The organism is Devosia sp. Root685, assembly GCF_001427875.1.
GTDB lineage: Bacteria > Pseudomonadota > Alphaproteobacteria > Rhizobiales > Devosiaceae > Devosia.
The window spans coordinates 1,748,168-1,769,815 of sequence record NZ_LMHK01000001.1; the positions used below are offsets into that span (position 1 = coordinate 1,748,168).

At 61.8% G+C, this 21,648-nt stretch carries 25 protein-coding genes and 1 riboswitch; of the genes, 12 read left to right on the forward strand and 13 right to left on the reverse strand.

The genetic code is table 11. The annotated features are described in order from the left end of the window. Positions 1–49 precede the first annotated feature (49 nt). The 11 genes from ASD83_RS08345 to gcvPB all read left to right on the forward strand — a co-directional run bounded on the left by ASD83_RS08345 (position 50) and on the right by gcvPB (position 8,631). Positions 50–328, forward strand: a complete 279-nt coding sequence (locus ASD83_RS08345; protein ID WP_082561073.1) for a CopG family ribbon-helix-helix protein — start codon at positions 50–52, stop codon at positions 326–328. After that, on the forward strand, positions 328–618 hold the full coding sequence (locus ASD83_RS08350) for a type II toxin-antitoxin system RelE/ParE family toxin (protein WP_056309605.1): 291 nt from the start codon (positions 328–330) through the stop codon (positions 616–618). The genes ASD83_RS08345 and ASD83_RS08350 overlap by 1 nt, the downstream gene beginning before the upstream one ends. A gap of 264 nt (positions 619–882) precedes the next feature. Beyond that, complete coding sequence (locus ASD83_RS08355; protein ID WP_056309607.1) at positions 883–1,260, forward strand: AtpZ/AtpI family protein; 378 nt, start codon at positions 883–885, stop codon at positions 1,258–1,260. Between the two features lie 21 nt (positions 1,261–1,281). Beyond that, a complete protein-coding gene (locus ASD83_RS08360; protein WP_413813484.1) occupies positions 1,282–2,055 on the forward strand; it encodes a F0F1 ATP synthase subunit A in 774 nt (257 codons plus the stop codon). A 62-nt stretch (positions 2,056–2,117) separates the two neighbouring features. Then, positions 2,118–2,345 (forward strand): F0F1 ATP synthase subunit C, encoded by a 228-nt coding sequence (locus ASD83_RS08365; RefSeq protein ID WP_046171556.1) that lies wholly within the window; start codon positions 2,118–2,120, stop codon positions 2,343–2,345. A gap of 94 nt (positions 2,346–2,439) precedes the next feature. Next, positions 2,440–3,075: a F0F1 ATP synthase subunit B gene (locus ASD83_RS08370; RefSeq protein ID WP_413813491.1), complete on the forward strand. Its 636-nt coding sequence runs from the start codon at positions 2,440–2,442 to the stop codon at positions 3,073–3,075. A gap of 6 nt (positions 3,076–3,081) precedes the next feature. Next, on the forward strand, positions 3,082–3,564 hold the full coding sequence (locus ASD83_RS08375; RefSeq protein WP_056309610.1) for an ATP F0F1 synthase subunit B: 483 nt from the start codon (positions 3,082–3,084) through the stop codon (positions 3,562–3,564). A gap of 396 nt (positions 3,565–3,960) precedes the next feature. Next, positions 3,961–4,051, forward strand: a riboswitch (glycine riboswitch). 148 nt (positions 4,052–4,199) lie between these two features. Further along, positions 4,200–5,357, forward strand: coding sequence for a glycine cleavage system aminomethyltransferase GcvT (gene gcvT, locus ASD83_RS08380; RefSeq protein ID WP_056309612.1), 1,158 nt, complete (start codon positions 4,200–4,202; stop codon positions 5,355–5,357). 10 nt (positions 5,358–5,367) lie between these two features. Beyond that, positions 5,368–5,733, forward strand: coding sequence for a glycine cleavage system protein GcvH (gene gcvH / locus ASD83_RS08385; protein WP_056309614.1), 366 nt, complete (start codon positions 5,368–5,370; stop codon positions 5,731–5,733). Between the two features lie 13 nt (positions 5,734–5,746). Further along, the gene (gene gcvPA, locus ASD83_RS08390) at positions 5,747–7,090 is read left to right on the forward strand and encodes an aminomethyl-transferring glycine dehydrogenase subunit GcvPA (protein ID WP_056309616.1); all 1,344 of its coding nucleotides are present in this window, start codon (positions 5,747–5,749) and stop codon (positions 7,088–7,090) included. After that, positions 7,087–8,631: an aminomethyl-transferring glycine dehydrogenase subunit GcvPB gene (gene gcvPB, locus ASD83_RS08395; RefSeq protein WP_056309617.1), complete on the forward strand. Its 1,545-nt coding sequence runs from the start codon at positions 7,087–7,089 to the stop codon at positions 8,629–8,631. The genes gcvPA and gcvPB overlap by 4 nt, the downstream gene beginning before the upstream one ends. A 50-nt stretch (positions 8,632–8,681) precedes the next feature. Here the strand turns inward: gcvPB and ASD83_RS08400 are convergent, their stop codons facing one another. The 3 genes from ASD83_RS08400 to ASD83_RS08410 all read right to left on the reverse strand — a co-directional run bounded on the left by ASD83_RS08400 (position 8,682) and on the right by ASD83_RS08410 (position 10,704). Next, positions 8,682–9,260, reverse strand: a complete 579-nt coding sequence (locus ASD83_RS08400; protein ID WP_056309619.1) for a hypothetical protein — start codon at positions 9,258–9,260, stop codon at positions 8,682–8,684. 18 nt (positions 9,261–9,278) lie between these two features. Further along, the gene (locus tag ASD83_RS08405; RefSeq protein ID WP_056309620.1) at positions 9,279–9,773 is read right to left on the reverse strand and encodes a peroxiredoxin; all 495 of its coding nucleotides are present in this window, start codon (positions 9,771–9,773) and stop codon (positions 9,279–9,281) included. A 112-nt stretch (positions 9,774–9,885) separates the two neighbouring features. Continuing rightward, the gene (locus ASD83_RS08410) at positions 9,886–10,704 is read right to left on the reverse strand and encodes a protein-disulfide reductase DsbD domain-containing protein (RefSeq protein WP_056309622.1); all 819 of its coding nucleotides are present in this window, start codon (positions 10,702–10,704) and stop codon (positions 9,886–9,888) included. A 131-nt stretch (positions 10,705–10,835) separates the two neighbouring features. On the opposite strand from ASD83_RS08410, the gene ASD83_RS08415 reads away from it, so the two are divergent. Further along, the gene (locus ASD83_RS08415) at positions 10,836–11,411 is read left to right on the forward strand and encodes a YqgE/AlgH family protein (protein ID WP_082561074.1); all 576 of its coding nucleotides are present in this window, start codon (positions 10,836–10,838) and stop codon (positions 11,409–11,411) included. 48 nt (positions 11,412–11,459) lie between these two features. On the opposite strand, the gene ASD83_RS08420 is transcribed toward ASD83_RS08415, so the two are convergent. From ASD83_RS08420 to ASD83_RS08465, 10 genes are all read right to left on the reverse strand, one after another. Then, the gene (locus tag ASD83_RS08420; protein ID WP_056309626.1) at positions 11,460–14,333 is read right to left on the reverse strand and encodes an EAL domain-containing protein; all 2,874 of its coding nucleotides are present in this window, start codon (positions 14,331–14,333) and stop codon (positions 11,460–11,462) included. A 184-nt stretch (positions 14,334–14,517) separates the two neighbouring features. Next, on the reverse strand, positions 14,518–15,132 hold the full coding sequence (locus tag ASD83_RS08425) for a GNAT family N-acetyltransferase (protein ID WP_056309627.1): 615 nt from the start codon (positions 15,130–15,132) through the stop codon (positions 14,518–14,520). A gap of 3 nt (positions 15,133–15,135) precedes the next feature. Continuing rightward, positions 15,136–16,398 carry a M16 family metallopeptidase gene (locus ASD83_RS08430; protein WP_056309629.1) on the reverse strand — a complete coding sequence of 421 codons (1,263 nt, stop codon included), beginning with the start codon at positions 16,396–16,398 and terminating at the stop codon, positions 15,136–15,138. A 64-nt stretch (positions 16,399–16,462) separates the two neighbouring features. Continuing rightward, positions 16,463–17,857 (reverse strand): threonine synthase, encoded by a 1,395-nt coding sequence (thrC, locus tag ASD83_RS08435; protein WP_056309630.1) that lies wholly within the window; start codon positions 17,855–17,857, stop codon positions 16,463–16,465. A 79-nt stretch (positions 17,858–17,936) separates the two neighbouring features. After that, positions 17,937–18,704: an SURF1 family protein gene (locus ASD83_RS08440; RefSeq protein WP_056309632.1), complete on the reverse strand. Its 768-nt coding sequence runs from the start codon at positions 18,702–18,704 to the stop codon at positions 17,937–17,939. Beyond that, on the reverse strand, positions 18,701–19,054 hold the full coding sequence (locus ASD83_RS08445) for a DUF983 domain-containing protein (RefSeq protein ID WP_056309634.1): 354 nt from the start codon (positions 19,052–19,054) through the stop codon (positions 18,701–18,703). Before ASD83_RS08445 ends, ASD83_RS08440 begins: the two co-directional genes overlap by 4 nt. 62 nt (positions 19,055–19,116) lie before the next feature. After that, positions 19,117–19,953 carry a cytochrome c oxidase subunit 3 gene (locus ASD83_RS08450; RefSeq protein ID WP_056309636.1) on the reverse strand — a complete coding sequence of 279 codons (837 nt, stop codon included), beginning with the start codon at positions 19,951–19,953 and terminating at the stop codon, positions 19,117–19,119. A 2-nt stretch (positions 19,954–19,955) separates the two neighbouring features. Beyond that, positions 19,956–20,519: a cytochrome c oxidase assembly protein gene (locus tag ASD83_RS08455; RefSeq protein WP_056309638.1), complete on the reverse strand. Its 564-nt coding sequence runs from the start codon at positions 20,517–20,519 to the stop codon at positions 19,956–19,958. Beyond that, on the reverse strand, positions 20,519–20,701 hold the full coding sequence (locus ASD83_RS08460; RefSeq protein WP_056309639.1) for a hypothetical protein: 183 nt from the start codon (positions 20,699–20,701) through the stop codon (positions 20,519–20,521). Before ASD83_RS08460 ends, ASD83_RS08455 begins: the two co-directional genes overlap by 1 nt. Continuing rightward, positions 20,698–21,633 carry a heme o synthase gene (locus ASD83_RS08465; protein ID WP_056309641.1) on the reverse strand — a complete coding sequence of 312 codons (936 nt, stop codon included), beginning with the start codon at positions 21,631–21,633 and terminating at the stop codon, positions 20,698–20,700. Before ASD83_RS08465 ends, ASD83_RS08460 begins: the two co-directional genes overlap by 4 nt. Positions 21,634–21,648: the final 15 nt, after the last annotated feature.

Consider the following 21,648-nt stretch of genomic DNA (forward strand, 5'->3'; position numbering starts at 1 on the left):
GTATACGCTGGGATGCATCGAAACCCAATACCGCCCAATGGAGGGATTCATGGCAAACGGCGAGCGCACTCAAATCTCTCTTCGCGTGCCCAGCGACATGATTGACGCCTTTGAACGCATAGCCGGGGCCCTTGATCGCGATCGGACCTGGGTCATGTTGCAGGCGTTCCAGTTTTACCTCGATCGAGAGGGTCAGGAAATTCTATCGGACGCCGAGGGCATTGCATCGGTTGATCGCGGCGAGACCGTGGACTGGAATAGTGCCAAGACGCGCATTGACGCCGCGATCGCCCGTGGTGCGGCCGCTCACGTCAAGAAAGCCGGATAATGCCGCGCGCCATCCGTATCTCGGAAGAGGCGTTGCGCTGGATGGTGCGAGAAGCTGAAAGAATTGCGGAAGATTTCGGCTCGGCGGCCGCAAAGGACTTCCAGACCAGGATCGACAGTGCGCTCCAACAGCTCGCAGAGTTTCCTGGCATGACAGAGCGGGGCAAGATCCCCGGCACTCGGACCTTCGTCGTCAACAGGCGGACGATCCTGACCATTGTCGAGCGCGATGGTGATCTCGTCGTTGCCGCCGCACGCAGTCATCGCCAAGACGAGGACGGCAGGCGGTGAGTTCGGTGATGTAAGCGGGGCGATTCTGGACTGAGGGACGGCGTCCCCATCTCTAGGAATCTCCTTCCCAGCCACGACTCCACCACAATTGAGCTGTGGACAGCATGCCGCACCCTTGGATTTCGTTGAAATCGCACGGCAAATCAAAGACTTACCAGATCGTTACGTGCCTTGACACTATTTGGGGCCGCCACTATGTTGCGCCCGACCTGAATAGGCACCTGGACAAATCCGGGAAAAGGCAGGCCAAGGGGGAGTAAGCGGATGGAAAAACCGCCCAAAATCCAGGGCCAGCCGGAAAATGCCAGCGAGGCGACGCGTGATCTTGCATCGCGCATTGCTTCAGCCAAGCGGGAACGGCACCTTGAGGACAATAGATCCGCGGGTAACGATCCCAAGCAGATGAGCGGAATGGCGCGCGGCATGCGCATCGGAACCGAATTCATCGCTGCAATTCTGGTGGGGACCGGCTTTGGCTACCTCATCGATCTTGGCCTGGGAACCAGCCCCTGGGGATTGCTCATCATGTTCTTGGTGGGCTTTGCCGCTGGAATACTCAATGTCACCCGTGTGGTGGCGCAAATGAACGCCGCTTCGCCTCTCCCGCCCGTTTCGGCCGGGGCAGACGAAACAGAAAAATGATGACGTTTAGAGGGCTCTATCTTGGCCGGTACTGATCCGATCCACCAGTTCGTCATCCAGGACATGTTCCCCATTCACCTCGGTGGTGATGGCACTGCAGGCAGTGGCCTGAACATCTCCTTCACCAATTCTTCGCTGTTCATGGTAGCGACGGTCGCGGTTATTTCGCTGTACCTGATCCTGACCACCTCGGCCAAGCGCGTCGTTCCCGGCCGCGCCCAGCTCGTGAGCGAACTGCTCTATGGGTTTGTGGCCAATATGGTGCGCAGCGCCGCCGGCACCTCGGGCATGGTCTTCTTCCCGCTGGTGTTTTCGCTCTTCACCTTCATTTTCGTCGCCAACATGTTCGGCATGGTGCCCTATTTCTTCACCGTCACCAGCCATATCATCGTCACCTTCGCCCTCTCGATGCTGGTCTTCCTGACCGTCGTCATCTACGGCTTCCTCAAGAACGGCCCGAAGTTCCTAAAGCTCTTCGTTCCCTCGGGCGTGCCGGGCTATATCCTTCCCATCGTGGCGCCGATCGAGTTCATCTCGTTCATGAGCCGCCCGATTTCGCTCTCTGTGCGTCTGTTCGGCAATATTCTGGCCGGTCACATCACGCTCAAAGTCTTCACCGGCTTCATCGTCACCATGAGCTCGCTGGGTTTCCTCGGCATTCTTGGTTCGGCGCTGCCGATGATCATGGCCATTGCGCTCACTGGCCTCGAATTTCTCGTCGGCTCGGTTCAGGCCTATGTCTTCGCGGTCCTGACCTGCATGTATCTCAACGACGCGATCCATCCGTCTCACTAACTACCAGTCACGGCGGGCTGTTCCGCCAGAACCCCGCTAAAGTCGCTTGAAAGGACTAAAAAATGGAAGCTGAAGCCGCAAAGTTCATCGGTGCCGGTATTGCTTGTTTCGGTATGGCCGGCGCCGCTATTGGCGTGGCCAACATCTTCGGTAGCTTCCTGACGGGCGCCCTGCGCAATCCGTCGGCTGCTCCCAGCCAGTTTTCGAACCTGATCTTCGGCTTCGCCGTGACCGAAGCTCTGGGCATCTTCTCGTTCCTGGTTGCTCTGATCCTGCTGTTCGTCGCCTAATTCCGGCGCGACAAATTTTACGCAGCCGGGGCTATTCCCGGCTGCGCCTTCTTGTCCGGCCATGGCCGGTTGACCGGATTTTACGGGACCTCACCTGATGGTAACGCAAGTTTACGCCCAGGAAGCGGCTGCACCGGCCGTAGAGCATGTGGACGCAGCGCCTGGCGCCGCCGATATCCATGCCGATCCGACCGCTGACACCCATGCCACCACCGAAGCTCATGGTGGCGAGCATGATTCAGGCGTTTTCCCGCCCTTCGACCCCGCGACCTTCCCCAGCCAGTTGCTGTGGCTCGCCATCACCTTTGGCCTGCTCTATGTGCTGATGAGCAAGGTTGCCCTGCCGCGCATCGGCAGCATTCTTGAAAATCGCAAGAGCATTGTCGACGCGGACCTCGCGGCCGCCGATGCTTCGCGCCAGAAGACCGACGCCGCCATCGCCGCCTATGAGGCTGCCTTGGCTGATGCGCGCTCCAAGGCCCAGGGTATTGCCAACGAGACCCGCGAAAAGATCCAGGCCGACCTCGCTGCCAAGCGCAGCGCCGTCGAAACCGATCTGACCGCCAAGGTCACCGAGGCCGAAACCCGCATCGCCGCCACCAAGCGCGATGCCCTGACCCATGTCGACGAGATCGCCACCGAAACCGCCCAGACCGTCGTCGGCCAGATCATCGGCGATGTGTCGGCCGACAGCGTCCGCGCTGCCGTCGCCAAGGCCAGCAAGGAGTAAGCGGCAATGGAACTCGATAATTCCTTCTACGCTCTCGTCGCCCTCGTCATTTTCCTCGCGATGGCACTCTATTTCGGCATCCCGCGTATCGTGGGCAAGATGCTCGACGGCCAGATCCAGAGAATTGCCGACGAACTGGCTCAGGCCAAGAAACTGCGCGAAGAAGCTGCCGCCCTCCTCGTCGAATATGAGCAGAAGCGCGTTGCCGCCGAAAGCGAAGCCCAGGGCATCATCGCTGCCGCCCAGGAAGAAGCCACCCGCTTCACCGCCGAAGCCCAGGCGTCGCTCGCCGATCTCGTGACCCGCCGCACCAAGGCTGTGGAAGACAAGATCGCCCAGGCCGAAGCCCAGGCCGTCGCCGAAGTCCGCGCCCGCTCCGCCGACCTCGCCGTCGAAGCTGCCCGTCTCGTCCTCACCGACGAAATGAACAAAAAAGGCAACCAGGTCGTCGACAAAGCCATCGCCGACGTAGCCGGTCGCCTGAACTGATTTTTTGGATTTTTAGAATTTGAAGGCGGGCCCTCGGGTCCGCCTTTTTTGTTTTGAAAGTACCCCTCATCCGCCCTTCGTGCCCCTACTCTCATAAGGGGAGAAGGGGCACCGCGCCTCCCCACCCACCGCACCTCCCCTCGCCCCTTGAGGGAGAGGGACAGGAATTTCTTCGTTCAGAAGAAATTCCAGGGTGAGGGGTATTCTATCCTCCGCAGAGGAGCGAGTGGCTCCCACCGCAAGAATACCCCTCATCCCAACCGAATTCTTGAATTCGGTGACCTTCGGGCACCTTCTCCCTCAAGGGGAGAACGGCTCCCTTGGCACAAAGAAACTCTCCTTCCGTGAACATCGCCACACTCCGCGTTGACGCCACGGCAAAACTTCCCCATGGTGCCCGGGACTGCGGGAGAGACTGGCTGAAAACGCCAGCGCCGAAGGAGCAACCGCCCCGGAAACTCTCAGGCAAAAGGACCGCAGTCGGGTCACAACTCTGGAAAGTAGGCTCTTCGGAGCCTCCCCGAAGGTAGCAACCGGCGCTCAGCTGGGAAATCTCTCAGGGCAAGGACAGAGGGGGCACGCATTCCCGCCGTTTGGCGGAGCCTTGTCGTGTCGCCTTGAACCAGAGAGTGCCCATGGCCGAAGTGCCTTCAGACGATCTCAAGCACACCCCGCTCTATGAGCGCCACGTCACCGCCGGCGGCCGCATCGTGCCCTTTGGCGGCTATGCCCTCCCCGTGCAATATCCCACCGGCATCATGACCGAGCACAAGTGGACGCGCGACAATGCCGGCCTCTTCGATGTCAGCCATATGGGCCCGAGCTTTCTCGTCCTCAACGCCCCAACGGGCGACGCCGAGGCCGATCACGCCGCCATTTCCGCGCTGATCGAGCCCCTCATCTGCGGCGACATTCTCAATCTGAAACCCGGCCAGATCCGCTACACCCTGCTCCTCAACGACAAGGGCGGCACGATCGACGATCTGATGGTCGCTCGCACCACCACGCCGGGCACGCTCTTTATCGTCGTCAACGCCGGCACCAAGGATGGCGACTTCGCCCGCATTGCTGCCGCCGCCGGCGACAAGGCGACACTAAAACGCGCCGACGATGGCGCCCTCCTCGCCCTCCAGGGTCCCGAGGCCGTCAACGTCATGGCCGCCCTGATCCCACCCGCCGCCGATCTCGGCTTCATGCAGTTCGGCACCTTCGAGTGGAATGGCGTTCCCCTCACCATCTCCCGCGCTGGCTATACCGGCGAAGACGGTTTTGAAATTCTCGCCCCCGCCCACATGTCCATCGCCCTCTGGGACGAATTGCTGACCGACCCGCGCGTAAAACCCATGGGCCTCGGCGCCCGCGACAGCCTCCGGCTCGAAGCCGGCTTGCCGCTCTACGGCCACGACCTCGACGAGACCGTTTCCCCCATCGAAGCCGATCTCGGATTTGCCGTCTCGAAACGCCGCCGCGAAGCCGCCGATTTCCCCGGCGCCGAGCGCATCCTCGCCGAACGCGACGGCAAGCTCACCCGCAAGCGTGTCGGCCTCCTCGTCGAAGGCGCCCCGGCCCGCGAAGGCGCCGAAATTCTCGACGCATCCGGCAAAACTATCGGCACCGTCACCAGCGGCGGTTTCGCGCCCTCGCTCGGCAAGGCCATCGCCCTCGGCTTCGTCCCGCCAGAGCTCACCGCCATTGGCACAAAACTTCAGGTGTCGGTGCGTGGTCGCGCCCAGGCCGCCGAAGTCGTGCCGACACCCTTCGTTCCCCACCGCTATTTCCGCAAAGCAGTCTGAGGCCCCCGCCATGACCACGAAATTCACGCCCGATCACGAATATATCCGCGTCGAGGGTTCGACCGGCATTGTCGGCATCACGCCCTATGCGCAGGAGCAGCTCGGCGACATCGTCTTCGTCGAACTCCCCGCCGTCGGCAAGGCGCTCAAGAAGGGCGACGAAGCCGCAGTCGTTGAGTCTGTCAAAGCTGCCTCTGAAATCTACGCGCCAGTAACCGGAACCGTCGTCGAAGTTAACAGTCTGCTAACCAATGAGCCCGGGTTGGTGAACACGGATTCCGAGAATGCCGGCTGGATGTTCAAGATCGCCATCACTGACGCGAGCGAACTCGACACCCTCCTTGATGCCGACGGCTATGCCGAACTAACCCTCTGACGCCCGGATTTTCATGCGCTACCTTCCCCATTCTGCCCATGAACGCGCCGACATGCTCAGCGTCATCGGCGCCGCCGATATCGACGCGCTGTTCTCAGCCGTACCCAAATCGGCCCTCAAATCCTTCGATTTGGGCCTGCCGGCACATCAGCCGGAATTCCTCGTCGAAGCCCATATGCGCGCCCTCGCGGGCAAGAATCACGCGGCCGGCGACGGCCCGTTTTTCGTCGGCGCCGGCGCTTATCGCCACCATGTGCCAGCGACAGTCGATCATTTAATCCAGCGTTCCGAATGGCTTACGGCCTATACGCCGTACCAGCCGGAAATCTCGCAGGGCACCCTGCAGATGCTGTTCGAGTTCCAGACCCAGGTCGCCAAGATCACGGGCATGGATGTCGCCAACGCTAGCCTCTATGACGGCTCCACCGGCACCGCCGAAGCCGTCCTCATGGCCCGCCGACTGACGCGCAAGAACAAGATCGTCCTCTCCGGCGGCCTCCACCCGCACTATCGCGACGTCGTAAAATCCTATCTCAAGGACGATCCCGACCTCGTCTGCCTCTCGCCCTCCCCCGAGGGCCAGGGCGATATTCTCCAGCAGATCGACGGCAACACCGCCGCCATCGTCATCCAGACCCCCGATTTCTACGGCCATCTTCGCGACCTCAAATCCGCAGCCGAAGCCGCCCACGCCCAGGGCGCGCTGCTGATTGTCGTCGTCACCGAAGTCGTCTCCCTCGGCCTCCTTGAGGCTCCTGGCGCACTTGGCGCTGATATCGTCGTGGCCGAAGGCCAGTCGATCGGCAATGCGCTCAATTTCGGTGGTCCCTATCTCGGTCTTATGGCGACGCGGAAGGAATTCATCCGCCAGATGCCGGGCCGGTTGTGTGGCGAAACCGTTGATGCCGATGGTAACAGAGGCTTCGTCCTGACCCTCTCGACCCGCGAGCAGCATATCCGCCGCGAAAAGGCGACGAGCAATATCTGCACCAATTCCGGCCTCTGCGCCCTCGCCTTCTCGATCCATATGGGTCTGTTGGGTGAAGCCGGCTTTGTCCGCCTCGCCCGTCTCAACCACTTCAACGCCATCAAGCTGGCCGACGCCCTTGAAGGCGTGCCGGGCGTAGAGGTGCTCAACAAGACTTTCTTCAACGAAATGACCATGCGCACGCCCCAGCCGGCTGCCAGTCTCGTCGAGCGCCTTGCTCGCCGCGGCATTCTCGCAGGCGTCCCGGTCAGCCGCCTGCTGCCCGCTGACAGAAGCGTCGACAACCTCATCATCCTCGCGGCAACGGAACTGACCACCGACGCGGATATTGCCGCCCTCGCTGCCGCCCTGACGGAGGAACTGGCATGAGCATGAATACGCAAGGCCGCCCCACGGGCGTCGGCACTGTCGGCACCGGCGCTTCGGGCTCGGCGCTCATCCCCGATGAACCACTGCTGTTTGAAATCGGCGACACCGAGCATTCCGGCGTCGATCTGCCCGACGTCACTCTGAGCAATGACCGCCTCGGCGGTTTCGGTCGCAAGACCAAGCTCGATCTCGCCGGCCTCACCGAGCCCGAAGCCATGCGCCACTATGTGCGCCTCAGCCGCATGAACCATTCCATCGATAGCGGCATGTATCCGCTCGGTTCCTGCACGATGAAGCACAATCCGCGCCTCAACGAGAAAATGGCCCGCCTGCCCGGCTTCTCGGACATCCACCCGCTGCAGCCGGTGTCCACCGTGCAAGGCGCGCTGGAAATGATGAACCAGCTCAGTCACTGGCTTCTTACCCTCACCAATACCGCCGCCGTGGCCCTGTCGCCCAAGGCTGGCGCCCATGGTGAACTGCTGGGCATGATGGCCATCAAATCAGCGCAGGAAGCCAGGGGCCAGGCACACCGCAATGTCGTGCTCGTGCCCGACAGCGCCCATGGCACCAATCCCGCGACCGCGGCCTTCCTCGGCTATCTGGTCAAATCCGTGCCGGCCCGCGAAGACGGCACCGTCGATGTGGAAGCAGTGAAATCGGCTCTCTCGCCCGACGTCGCCGCCATCATGCTGACCAATCCCAATACCTGCGGCCTCTTCGAGCCCCAGGTGATCGAGATTGCCAAGGCAGTGCACGATGCCGGCGCGTTCTTTTACTGCGATGGCGCCAATTTCAATGCCATCATGGGCGTCGTGCGTCCGGGCGATCTCGGCATCGACGCCATGCACATCAACCTCCACAAAACCTTTTCGACGCCGCATGGCGGCGGCGGTCCGGGTGCGGGTCCCGTGGTACTCTCCGAGGCCCTCGCGCCCTTCGCGCCGGTCCCCTTCGTCCGCAAGGGCGCCAATGGCCTCGAAATGGTCGAGCACATGGAAGGGGACGCCCTTGGCCGGGTGACTGCCTTCCATGGCCAGATGGGCATGTATGTCCGCGCGCTGACCTATATGCTCAGCCATGGCGGCGATGGCCTCGCGCAGGCGGCAGAGGACGCAGTGCTCAACGCGAACTACATCAAGGCGCGCCTGCAGCACATATTCTCTGTGCCCTTCCCCGATTATCCGACCATGCATGAAGCGCTCTTCGACGACAGCTTCCTCAAGGAAACAGGCGTGTCGACGCTTGATTTCGCCAAGGCGCTGATCGACGAAGGTTTCCATCCCATGACCATGTATTTCCCGCTGGTGGTGCATGGCGCCATGCTGATCGAACCCACCGAGAGCGAGAGCAAGCAGACGCTCGATCGCTTCTGCGACGTGATGGCGGAGCTCGCCACTGACGCCATCGCGGGCAACAAGCAGCGTTTTACCGCGGCCCCGACCAAGGCCCCCCGCCGCCGTCTCGACGAGACCCGAGCGGCGCGCCAGCCGGTGCTGAAGTGGGAAAAGCCAGCGGACCTGCCGCAGGCAGCCGAATAAAGCAAGGGCGGCCGAGAGGCCGCCCTTTTCAATTCCGAGGTTTCAAATCCTTAGCCACGCGTATCGAAGCCAACCCAGATGGTGATCGCTTCACCACCAAGATAGGGAATGGCGACATTTTCCACGACCTTGACGAACTCGGCCGACTGGGCTGGCGGGGTCAGGGCGACGGGGATGGTGTATTTTTCCGAGAACACGGCCTGGCCATCGCGCTCGACCGCAAAGCGGATCGGCGCGTTGACCGAAGTCTGGTTGCCGGCGGGCCCAAGCAACACGCGGCCCGAGGCGCCCATATTGACGGTGATGAGGCCATTCGAGACGACGCAATTGCGCGTCACTTCGTCGATCACGCCCTGATATTGCAGCGCCCTTGCATCGCCGGTGCGGCCGCCGCCATAATAATACATGGCCTCGCCGCCGACGCGCACCTTGATCGGCGGGCATTCGGTGGCAATGGCCGGCAGCGCATTGGTCTGGGCCTGCGCCACGGCCTGCGGCGTCGCGGTTGCGTTCTGCAGGTTGGCGCTGGAACTGCCGCCGCCGCCAAACATGCTGCCCATGGAGCAGCCGGCAAGGGCGACGCTGAGGCCGGCCAGAGCGACAAGTCGGGTGAAGGTCGGCTTGGTCATGGTTATCTCCCGCCTCAATTAAGCGTTTGCCGTTTCTAGCGCCATAAGCACGGCAGGGGCACCGCTGGCGTTGACGCCGGGGGCGTCCTCCACAAAAATATCGCTCACCGCGCCATTGCGCACAATCATGGCAGCGCGCGCATAACGCGTGCCCATGCCGCTGGCGGAAAAATCCTTGGCAAGACCGAGCGCCCTGGCGAGGTCGGCATTACCGTCGGCGATGAATTCGATCGCGCCAAGCGCGTCGGAAGCCTCGGCCCAGGCCTTCATGACATGGGCGTCATTGGCGGCGACGCAGATGATGCGGTCGACACCCTTTGCCTTGAGCTTACTGGCATTGGCGAGAAAACCCGGCAAGTGGTTGACGTGGCAGGTGGGCGTAAACGCTCCCGGAACGGAGAACAGCACCACTGTGCCCGAGCCAAGGACGGCGTCGCTGGTGGTTTCGGCTACGCCGGACGCATTCACCAGCTTGATCCCAACCGAAGGGATCGCATTGCCACGCTCAATCATAAGAGGATTTGCCCCATGCCCATTGGCGACTAGACATCGCCATACTCCAAAAACGCTATCCCGCGATAGGCGGCTTGGCCGCTCGTTACAAGCCCAAAGGGCCTGTCGGGGATTAATTGCTCGCCGGACCAGCACTAATGGTTCGCGAAAGCTCGAAAGCTCCCATACCGGTCATGAACGACACCTGAACGTCCTCGCCCTCGAGAGTACTATTCTCGGTTTTCGTCAGAATAGGAAGCAGCACTAGGCCGTCTTGCGGGCTTTTTTGCGGCACGCCAAAGAGCGGCGTCCCCGTTTCGGTGGCAACGATCAGCGTCGAGATATCGACCGTATCCTCATCGAGCCAAACCGCCAGGGTCTTGTCCTGCGGACGATACTCTATCTTCCCGATGGGCTCTTCGCCCTCGCTCCAGGCGATTGGCGCCTCGGACAGCGCCTGCTTGATCCGCAGAGCATTGGGCCGGTCGGGCTCGGCATCGGTCAGCGGCAGAGCGAAATTGGCCTGGGCCGGCAGGCAGATGTCCGAACAGATGCCGAGCATCGCCGAAACCACGACATTGCCCGTCGGATCATCGGCGTTTACCGCGATGGGCAGCATCGTATTGCCGAAATAGGCGAAATCGACATAGCCCGAACTTGTATCGAGCTTGGGATGCGGCCAGACGATCTCAGCCGATTTGACGCCGTCGGACCCGGCAAAATCAAGTTCGGCCGGAAAACCGGTTTCGCCGGGTACGCGCCAATAGGTTTTGGTATTGTCGGGCATTTCGATTTCAAGACCGAAAAGCGCCGCCCCGTCGGGCCTGACCTGACCCGCGCTCACCAGGCGCAGCTTTACCCCGGGTACAACTTCTTGCCATTCCGTTTCCCCCGCGAGGGGAGCGGAAACAAGCAGCAGCGAAGCGATGGTAGCGAGGGCAAGATTACACATGGGCAAGCCATTAGCGCAGCAGAGGATGAAGGAATAGCTGACGTGAGTTCAGGCCTTCGTGAAGGCTTTGGGTTTACCTCACGGCCTGCAAGCGCTTGGCAGACATGCGCCCGGGGATTAAAATCAAAGCCATGAACACACTTGAAGGACAGTTCCTGGTGGCCATGCCGGGCATGGAGGATGAGCGCTTCGCCGAAAGCGTCATTTTGCTTGTGGGCCATGGCGACGAGGGCGCCATGGGACTCGTCGTCAATCACGAGCTTGCCAATCTCACCTTTGCCGACATTCTCGACGAACTCGACCTCGGCGATCCCGATGCCGTTATCCGCCTGCCCGACCGCATCCGCGATCGCTCCGTGCTGCGCGGTGGCCCGGTGGAAAAGAGCCGCGGCTTCGTGCTGCACACGGCGGATTACCATAGCGGCAATACCTACAAGGTCACCGAGGAGATCGGACTGACGGCAACGCTGGATGTGCTAAAAGCCATGGCCTTTGGCCCGGCGCCGAAGGCGTCGCTGTTCGCACTGGGCTGTTGCGGCTGGAGCCCCGGCCAGCTCGAACGGGAAATTGCCGAGAACGGCTGGCTGACCGTGCCGTTCAACCGCGAACTGCTGTTCGATGTACCGGTAGAAGAGCGCTACGAAAAGGCGCTCGAAAGCCTCCACATTACGCGAGCGACGCTCAGTCCCGACGCTGGGCACGCCTAGGCGTTGCTGCTTTCTTCACCTCTCCCCCAAAGGAGAGGTGAAGAAAGGCTACCGCCCCAATTGCGCCAGCAGCTTTTTCGCCATTTCCGGTCCCGTCATGGCCGTGCCAAAGGCAAAGCCTTGGGCGAAGCGGCAATTGAGCTGGCGCAGGCGCTCGATCTCGTCGAGCGTTTCGACGCCCTCAGCTACGACCATCAGATCGAGATCTTCGGCCAGTCCGACAATGGCGCGGATGATCGGCGCTTGCGTATGGGGAATGCCGGTCTCGGTGCCCATCTTGACGAAGGCGGCCGGAATTTTGATCGTGTCGAAGGGGAAGCGGTGCAGGTAGCCCAGCGATGAGCTACCGGTGCCGAAATCGTCGAGCGCCAGACCAAGGCCAAGGCTGCGCAGGGCTTCGAGCATATAGGCAGAGTGCTCGGGATTGCTCATCACCTGCCCCTCGGTGATTTCAAGCTTCAGGTGCCCCGCCAGGGTCTTGTCCTGCGAAACGAGATTGCGCAGGTCATTGAGCAGGGTTTCGGTCGCCAGCTGCGTCGGCGAAAGATTGACCGAGATGAAGAAATCTTCGGGCAGGCCGATCGTCGTCATCCAATCCTTGGCCTGTGCCGCAGCCTGTTCGAAGGCTAGGCGGCCGAGCTTTTCGATCTGGCCCGAACGCTCCGCGAGCGGCACGAATTCATCGGGGTTGACCACGCCGCGGGTCGGATGGTTCCAGCGCATCAGCGCTTCGGCGCCGATAATCTGGCCCGAACTGATATTCATCACCGGCTGATACTGCACATGCAGTTCGCCCTGCCGCATGCCGCGCTCGAGGTCTTCCTCGCTGGCGCGGTTGTAATTGGCGATGGAGCGGGCCGAGGCGCGATAGGCTTCGATGCGGTCGCCGCCGAGGCGCTTGGCGTAATACATGGCCAATTCGGCATCGCGCAGCACATCGGCCGCTTCCGCCGGATTGCCATCGTAGATGGTAACGCCGATCGAGGCCGAAATGGTGAGATCGCGGTCGCCGAAATTGAACGGGGCCTTTAGCGCCTTGCGGATTTGCTCGGCGTTTTCGGCAATCTTGCCGGCGGTCTGTTCGGAGGCGAGAATCACCGCGAACTGATCGCCTGATATGCGCGCCACGGTATCGAGCGGACGCATGACGCGGGCGATGCGGCGCGAAATGGCGAGCAGCACCGAGTCCGCTGCCGAATGGCCGATCCGCTCTTCGAGCTCCATGAACCGGTCGATGTCGATGAGGAACACAGCCGGTTTGGTGCCGCCGGGCTGGCGCGCACGTACCAGAGCGCGTTCGAGCCGGTCGAGCAACAGTTGGCGGTTCGGCAGACCCGTGAGGCTGTCATGCACAGCGTCGTGGAGCAGGCGCTCGCGGGCGGCGCGGTCCTCGGTGACATCCTGCAAGGTGCCGACGATGCGGTTGACCTGGCCATCGCCGCCCAGCACCGGTTTCACCCGCATGCGGAAGGTACGGTAATTACCGTCGTGGCCGGCAATGCGCATATCGGCCGAAACCTTGCCGCGGCGCAGTTCCACCAGCGTATCGAAGGCGGTGCGGAAACGGTCGCGGTCGTCGGGATGCACGCGATCGAGCCAACGCTTGATGGCGCCGCGCAGAGCGCCGCGCTTTTCCCCAAGCCGGGTGGACAGTTCATCGCCAACGCTGACGCGGTCGCGATCGATATTCCAGTCAAAAACGAAGTCACCCGAGCCGGTCAGCGCCAGCGCGCGGCGCTCGACCTCGCTGAGGGTGCCGATGGTCACCTGCCCCTCCGAGAAGGCATGTTGCACCGCGGTAAAGCCAAGCAGCATGACGACCAGCACGAGACCGCCACCCACGGCGGGTTGAGCGACGTCATTGGAGACCTGACCCGAAATCACCAGCCAGGAATAGAACAGCCAGGCAATGAAGATGATCCAGGTCGGCACCAGCAGCACGGCACGATCATAACCGCGCAGCGCCAGCAAGAGGATCAGGAAGAAGCCCGAAAGCCCCAGCAGCGCCAGCACCAGACGCGAAATGGTCGCGGCAATCTCGGGCTGGAAGAAGGCAAAGCCGAAGAGTGCCAGAAACAGCGCCGAAAGCCCCAGTGCCAGATGGATGAAGCGCAGGTGCCAGCGATGGAGGTTCAAATAAATGAACAGGAACCCGGCAAGGGTCGTGGCTATGCCCGCCTCCGCGGCAGCGCGCAGCGGCTGCAGCCCACCGGCAGAGAGCCCGAACAGGCGACCCAAAATACCGAAATCAATGAGCAGATAGGCCAGCACCGCCCAGGCGAATGCCGCCGTCGCCGGAAATACCCCGCGCCCCTTGACCACGAACATGATGGTCAAAAACACCGCGGCAAGCGAAGCGACGCCCAGCACCACGCCGCGGAAGAGCGTGAAGGAATTGACATAGTCGCGATAGGCGTTCGGCTGCCAGAGATAGAGTTCGGGCAGCGCGCCGGACGACAGCTCGGCAATCAGCGTCACTGTCGAACCGGGGTCGAGCGTGACCTCGAAAACGTCTGCTTCCGGATCGGTCAGTTTGACCGGCCGAATACCGGCGCTTGGCGTCACCGCCGTGATGCGCGCATCGCCGAGATCGGGCTGGAACACGCCGGAGCCCGGCAGGCGATAAAAGGGCGCAACGAGCAGGCGCTCGATCTGCTGGTCGGAATCGTTACGCAGGGCAAAGAGCGCGAAGGAGGGATTGGTCCCCTGCTCGCTCGCCAGCACCTCGATGCGGCGAATAATGCCGTCGGCGTCAGGCGCGGTCGAAAGCTGCACGCGGCCCTCAGTCCCGGGCACGATCTCGATGACATCGGATAGATTGACGGCATTCACGTCCTCGGGGACGGAAATGACTTCGAACGCCTGGGCGGGCAACGCAAAAGCGAGCGCAAGCAAGATTGCGAGGGCAAAAAAGGGACGCATCAAGAGCAGCTAATTCCCACACAAGGCTTCATTGTGGCGGCAGTCGGCCTGTTCAACAGCCAGGCGAACCTACCAAAGTCGTTGGCAACCTCCGAAGGGGCGCACTCTTGGTAAGGGAGATTGCCCCTTGCGGCAAGCCGGGCGGCACTATGCGATGTGGAATCGTGCCCTTTGCCCGCGTAAGTCACGCCACGCGATCGTGCCGGGCAAGCCGAAAACTGTCCCAGCGTTCGCGCGTCAGGCCCATGAGCACATGGTCTTCCCAGCGCCCGTCGATCTGCAGATAGCGCTCGGCGAAGCCTTCTTCGATGAAGCCATTTTTTTCGAGCACGCGGCGCGAGGCCGTGTTGTGGGGCAAGAAGGCGGCGTGCGCGCGATGAAGATCCAGCGTTTCGAAAATGAAGCGCAGCGCCATCTCCACAGCCTCGGTCATCAGCCCCTGCCCGGCATAGGGCTGGCCCATCCAATAGCCGAGATTGACGAATTGCGCGGCCCGCCGGCGGATATTGGAAAGCGTGATACCGCCAACCAGTGTCTCCGTGCCGTCATTGAGGAAGACGAAGAAGGTGTAGTCCGTGACCTGCTCGGCCTCCTGCCGGGCGCGGCGCACGCGCATCGAAAAGACGCGGCGCCCGAGATCGGCCTCGGTCCAGCGCGGCTCGAAAGGTTTGAGGAACTCGTGGCTCTGGCGGCGCAGTTGATACCAGGCGGCATAATCCCGCATTTGCGGCAGGCGCAGCAAAATGCGGCGCCCCTGCAGCTGGATCAACTGTTCTGGCGAGGACCAGGGCCAGAGCATGATTTAGCGCTTGAGCGTCTCGCCGATGCTTTCCACATCGGCAAGCCGGCTGATCGGGCCGATACCGGCCAGGGTCGGAGAGGAATTGGTGAAAATCTGCTCGGCGACTTCGCGGACGCGATGTGCCGTGATGCGATTGATCCGCTCGACCGTCTCGGCCATCGGAATGGGTCGGCCCCAGAGAATCTGCTGGCGCGCCAGCTGCCCGGCGCGAGCCGAAGGGCTTTCGAGCGACATCAGAAGGCCGGCGCGGATCTGGTTGCGCACGCGCGTCACTTCTTCGTCAGTGACGGTTTCAGCGGCCCGCAGAAGCTCGTCAAGCACCACCGGCACGAGTTCTGAAACCTCGTCCTCGCCCGTCGCCGCGGCAACGCCGAAGACGCCGCTATCGGCAAAGGCCCAGTGGAAAGCATAGACCGAATAGCAGAGACCACGCTTTTCGCGCACTTCCTGGAAGAGCCGCGAGCTCATGCCGCCACCGAGCACCGAAGCCAGCACCTGCGCGGCATAAAAACCGTCGGAATTATAGGCGCGCCCCTCGAAACCGAGAACGATATGGGCCTGCTCGTGATCGGAAATCAGCCGTTCCTGGCCGCCCTTATATTCGGCGCGCTGCGGCGCCGGAGCGCCGCTCGGGGCGAGATCGGCAAAGCGTTCCCTCGCGACCTGCACAAGGCCATCATGATCGACATTGCCGGCCGCGGCCATCACCATATGGTCGCCCACATAGTTGCGGCGCATATATTTTCCGACCATTTCCGGCGAGAAGGCGCGAACCGAATCCACCGTGCCCAGAATGGTGCGACCGATGGGCTGGGAGGGATAGGCCGCTTCCTGGAAGAGGTCGAAGACATGGTCATCGGGATTGTCCCGCGCCGCGCCGATTTCCTGCACGATGACCTGTTTTTCGCGCGTCATCTCGCCTTCATCGAAGGTCGAGTTCTGCAGAATGTCGGAGAGAATATCGGCCGCCAGCACCACGTCGTCCTTGAGCACACGGGCAAAGTAGCCGGTGTGCTCGATGGAGGTCGCCGCGTTGAGATCGCCGCCGACATTTTCGATCGCTTCAGCGATTTCGAGCGCCGTGCGCGTCTTGGTACCCTTGAAGGCCATGTGTTCGAGAAGGTGGGAAATGCCGTGCTCGGCCTTGCGCTCGGACCGCGCACCGGCCTTTACCCACACACCGATGGAGGCACTCTCCAGATGCGGCATGTCGTCGGTCAGCACCACCATGCCGTTCTCGAGAGTCGTCGTTTGTACCGTCACACTCGTCCTCCTGAACCGGCGGCGGGGTTTGCATACCCCTTCCGCCCAGGCCCGTTTGTCGTCTTCAGGCCGCGCGGGTGCGCGTCCCGATGAAGTTTTCCAGGACGCGCTGGTCATTGGCCAACACGTCGACCCGTTCGGGCCGTTGATAGAGATCGCTGAGCCAGCCCGGCAGAGCCGGCTCGATACCCGAAGCCGCTTTCACGGCGGCCGGGAATTTGGCGGGATGCGCCGTTGCCAATGTAATCATCGGTTCGGGCCCGCGCGAGAGGCTGCGCGCCACGCTGACGCCGACCGCCGTATGTGGATCGAGCAGGTATTGAGACTGGGCCCAGGTGTCGGCAATGGTCTTGCCCGTCGTCTCTTCGCCCGAGGTGCCGGCAGCAAATTCTGCCCGAATGGCCGATATCGACTTTTCCGGCAGATCGAACCCGCGCGACTGTTTCAGCGCAGCCATCATACGCGAGACCGCGTCGGCATCACGGCCGGCGCTTTCGAACAGCAGGCGCTCGAAATTGGAGGAGATCTGAATATCCATCGATGGGCTGATGGTCGGCGCCACGCCGGTCATTTCATAGCGGCCCGTATCGAGCGTCCGGCGCAGAATGTCGTTGGCATTGGTGGCGATCACCAGCTTTTCGATAGGCAGACCCATGCGCTTGGCGCAATAACCGGCGAAGATGTCACCAAAGTTGCCGGTCGGAACCGTGAAGCTCACCTTGCGATGCGGCGCGCCGAGCGAAACAGCAGCGACGAAATAATAGACGATCTGGGCGACGATGCGGCCCCAGTTGATCGAATTGACGCCGGAAAGACGCACGGAATCGCGGAAGGCATGATTGTTGAACATGGCTTTCACCGCGTCCTGGCAATCGTCGAACGTGCCTTCGAGCGCGATGTTGTGAACATTGGCATCGAGCACCGTCGTCATCTGCCGGCGTTGCACTTCCGAGGTGCGCCCAAGCGGGTGCAGGATGAAAATGTCGGTCGTGTCGCGGCCGCGGAAGGCTTCGATGGCCGCCGAACCGGTATCGCCCGAGGTCGCGCCGACAATGGTCGCGCGCAGGCCCCTCTCGGTCAGGATGTGATCCATGGTGCGGCTGAGGAACTGCATCGCCACGTCTTTGAACGCGAGCGTCGGGCCATGGAAGAGTTCGAGCACGAAATGATTGGTTTCGATCTCGACAAGCGGGGTCACCGAGGGGTGACGGAAGCTCTGATAGGCGCCGTCGATGATCGAGCGCAGCTTGGCCGCGGGGATTTCGTCGCCGGTGAAGCGCGAAATGATTTCGTAGGCCACATCGGCATAGGACTTGCCGGCAAGAGCGGCGATTTCATCGTGGCTGAGTTGCGGCCAAACCTGCGGAACATAGAGGCCGCCATCGGAGGCCAGGCCCGCGAGGACCGCATCGGAGAAGCCAAGCGCCGGCGCCTGGCCGCGCGTCGAAACAAACTGCATCGGAGGGGAAGGCCCTTCTAGAATTGTTGCAACCTAGTGAATGCGGCGGCTGACCGCAAGGTTTTGCCTCGGCTCAGCCTCAAGGGCCACTGGCCGGCCGCTTTGCCTGCCGGGTGAGCCAGAAGCCGAGCATGACCACGGCGACAATGGCAAAGCCATACCAGGTCAGGGCATAGCCGAAATGATTGTTGGGAAAGCTGACTACGGTTTCGCCGGCCTGCGGCAGTTCCCCGGCGGGGCCGGCGGGCAGATCGACATAGAAAGGTGCGATCGGGGCCAAGGCCGGGTCCACCATCTTGGCCAGCCGCGCAGGGTCACGCACCCACTCGATGCGATTGGACATATCCGGTTCCGGGGTCATCATCCCCGCCGCCTCGGGCATCCGGAACAGGCCAGCAATGGTCACTATCCCCGGATCTTCGCCATGGAGATCACCGAGCGCGGCGGTCTCCTGATATTGCTGGGGCACGAAACCGCGATTGACGAAGACCGTGCCACCGTCCTGCAATGCGAAGGGTGTCATCACCCAATAACCCGGCCCGGCATGCTGACCTTTGGGATCGGAAAGGCTGGTGAAGACCGTCATGGTCTGGGTGTAGCGATAGGCCCCTGTCAGCTCGACCGGCTGATAGACGAGGTCCTCTACCGGCAGGTTGGCCCAGCTTTCCTTGGGCGGGACCGGGATAGGTGCCGCCGTCAGGCGTGCATCGACCGCTGCGACCAGCGCCTCCTTTTCGGCCAGGCGATGCATTTGCCAGGAGCCGAGGAAGACGCAAACCGCCGCCAGAGCCAGCATGAGAACTGCAAAGATCCAATCGCTGAGGCGAAGGCGCGCAAAGGGGTTCATTGGTGGCCCTCATGAGCATCGTGGCGATATTGGAGATTGACCAGCACGCCCTTGAAGGGCGGCAACAGGGCCAGCGATAGCAGCAGCGTCGTCGGGATCCAGAGAACCAGATGCATCCATGGCGCGATCGGCACCAGCGCCCCGGTGATCAGCGCAAGCATGACGACCAATGGGGCGACGAGGAAGATCACGAACACCGCCGGACCATCGCCGCTATCGGCAAACTTGAGATCGAGACCGCATGTTTCGCAGCTTTGGGCCACCTTCAGGTAGCCGGAAAACAGCTTTCCCTCGCCGCAACGCGGGCAGCGGCAGAGCAGACCGGCAAGAACAGGATTTGGCTGGCTCATAGGGTCCCGAGAAGCAAAAAGGGGCGCAGCCATGCCGCGCCCCATATTCACTATGCCTGTGCCTAGTGGCTCAGGGATACGCCCCAGCTGCCCCAGACATAGATCGAGGCAAAGAGGAAGAGCCAGACCACGTCCACGAAGTGCCAGTACCAGGCGGCAAATTCGAAGCCCAGGTGACGCTCGGGGGTGAAATCACCCCGCTCGGCGCGGATCAGGCAGACGGCGAGGAAAATCGTGCCGATGATGACGTGGAAGCCGTGGAAACCCGTCGCCATGAAGAAGGTGGCGCCATAGAGGTTGCCCGAGAACGAGAACCCGGCATGGGTGTATTCGAGATACTGCACATAGGAGAACAGCACGCCGAGCGCCACGGTGAGGGCAAGACCCCAGCGCAGACCCTGGCGATCGTTTTCAAGCAGCGCGTGGTGCGCCCACGTCACGGTCGTGCCCGAAGTGAGCAGGATCAGCGTATTGAACAGCGGCAGGTGGAAGGGGTCGAACAGCTCGATGCCGGTCGGGGGCCAATGGCCGCCGGTAAAGGCGACGCGGGCATATTGCTCGACGTCGTCGAAGCGGAAGAAGCCGTCGAAATAGGCCCAGAACCAGGCAACGAAGAACATCACTTCCGAAGCGATGAACAGCATCATGCCATAGCGGTGATGCATCTGCACGACCGGGGTATGGCTGACCCCGTCATTGGCTTCCTTCACCACATCCGCCCACCAGGCGTAGAAGGAATAGATCACACCGGCGAGGCCCATGAAGAATAGCCAGGGCGTCCACTGCTTCATGAAGAAGACGGCGCCCACCATCATGACCAGCACCGCGGCCGACATCACGAATGGCCAGGGTGACGGCTCTACCATGTGGTAGTCATGGTTCTTTTCAATGGCGGCCATGTTCAGCTTCCCTCATTGTCTGAAGCGTAGAAGGTATAAGAGAGCGTAATCTCTTTGATGGTTTTGAGTTCGTGGTTCTGGTCGATATCGGGATCGACGAAGAACACGATCGGCATTTCCACCGTTTCGCCCGGCTGTAGGGTCTGCTCGGTGAAGCAGAAGCACTCGATCTTGTTGAAGTAGACGCCGGCCTTTTCGGGCACGACGTTGAAGATCGCCTGCCCGGTGAGCGGCTTGTCGGAATTATTGGTGGCGATGTAGTTGACCGTATCGACGCGACCGATCTGGTCGGTGATCGCGGCGGCCGGCTTCACGGTCCAGTTGAGGCTATGCTCGATATTGACGTCGAAGCGCACTTTCATCTCGCGGGCGATGACGCCCTTGGGATTGGCTTCGGCGGTCTGCGTGGTGCCGCCATAGCCGGTCACCTGGCAGAAAAGCTGGTAGAGCGGCACGGACGCAAAAGCGAGGCCGACCATGCCGACGGCGACGCCCATAAGCGTCAAGCCGACGCGGCGATTGCGCTTTTCGGCATTGGGATGCGTGGTTTCGGCGGTGAGCGTCATCAGAGCCCCCGATCGAACAGCGCCGGGCCCATCTTGACGATGGTCAGCACGTAAAAGGTCAGCGCAAAGAGCGCGAGGGCGCCGGCCAGCGCAATGGAGCGGCGACGGCGAACGCGCTTCAGCGTTTCGGCGGCCTGGTCTTCAGGAGGCATGGTTTCAAGCGCCTGGTTTTTCTCGGTCATGACCAGAACCCACCGAGGCGCGCAATGAAGCTGTCCGTAAGAAGGCCAAGGAAAAGCACGAAGAGATAGCTCAGCGAATAGGTGAAGAGACGACGCGCGGCCTTGCGCATGTCGACATTGGTCGGCGCGCGCAGCAAGCGCACCGCCAGATAGACAAAGCATGCGCCCGTGATGGCGGCGACGGCGCCGTAAATCCAGCCACCCGTACCGAGATAGACCGGCACGAAGGCGGAGACGGCGAGGATGACCGAATAAACGAAAATCTGGCGCTTGGTGGAGGCTTCGCCCGCAACATTGGGCATCATCGGAATGCCGGCGGCGGCGTAATCACCCTGCTTATAGAGCGCCAGCGCCCAGAAATGCGGCGGGGTCCAGAGGAAGACGATGAGGAAGAGCGCGAGGCTTTCGAGAGAGATTGTTCCGGTCACAGCGGCCCAGCCGATCATGGTGGGGAAAGCGCCGGCCGCGCCACCGATGACGATGTTCTGCGGCGTCGAGCGCTTGAGCCAGATCGTGTAGACCACGGCATAAAAGAAGATGGTGAAAGCCAGCAGCCCGCCAGCGACCCAATTGGTCGCAAGGCCGAGGAGGGCCACCGAAAAGCCCGAGAGAACGAGGCCAAAGGTGAGCGCCTCGCCCGAGGAAATCCGGCCGGCCGGAATGGGCCGGTTCTGCGTGCGGCTCATGATGGCATCGATATCGGCATCGTACCACATGTTGAGCGCGCCCGAGGCGCCGCCGCCGATGGCGATGCAGACAATGGCGATGAGGCCGACGACCGGATTGATACCGCCCGGAGCCACCAGCATGCCCACAAGGGCGGTAAACACCACCAGCGACATGACACGAGGTTTCAGCAGCGCGAGGTAGTCTTCTACCCGCGCCTCGCCTGCCAAAGCAGGCATCCTCTTGCTGTCGTCGATATAGGTCACTGGACTGTCCTTACT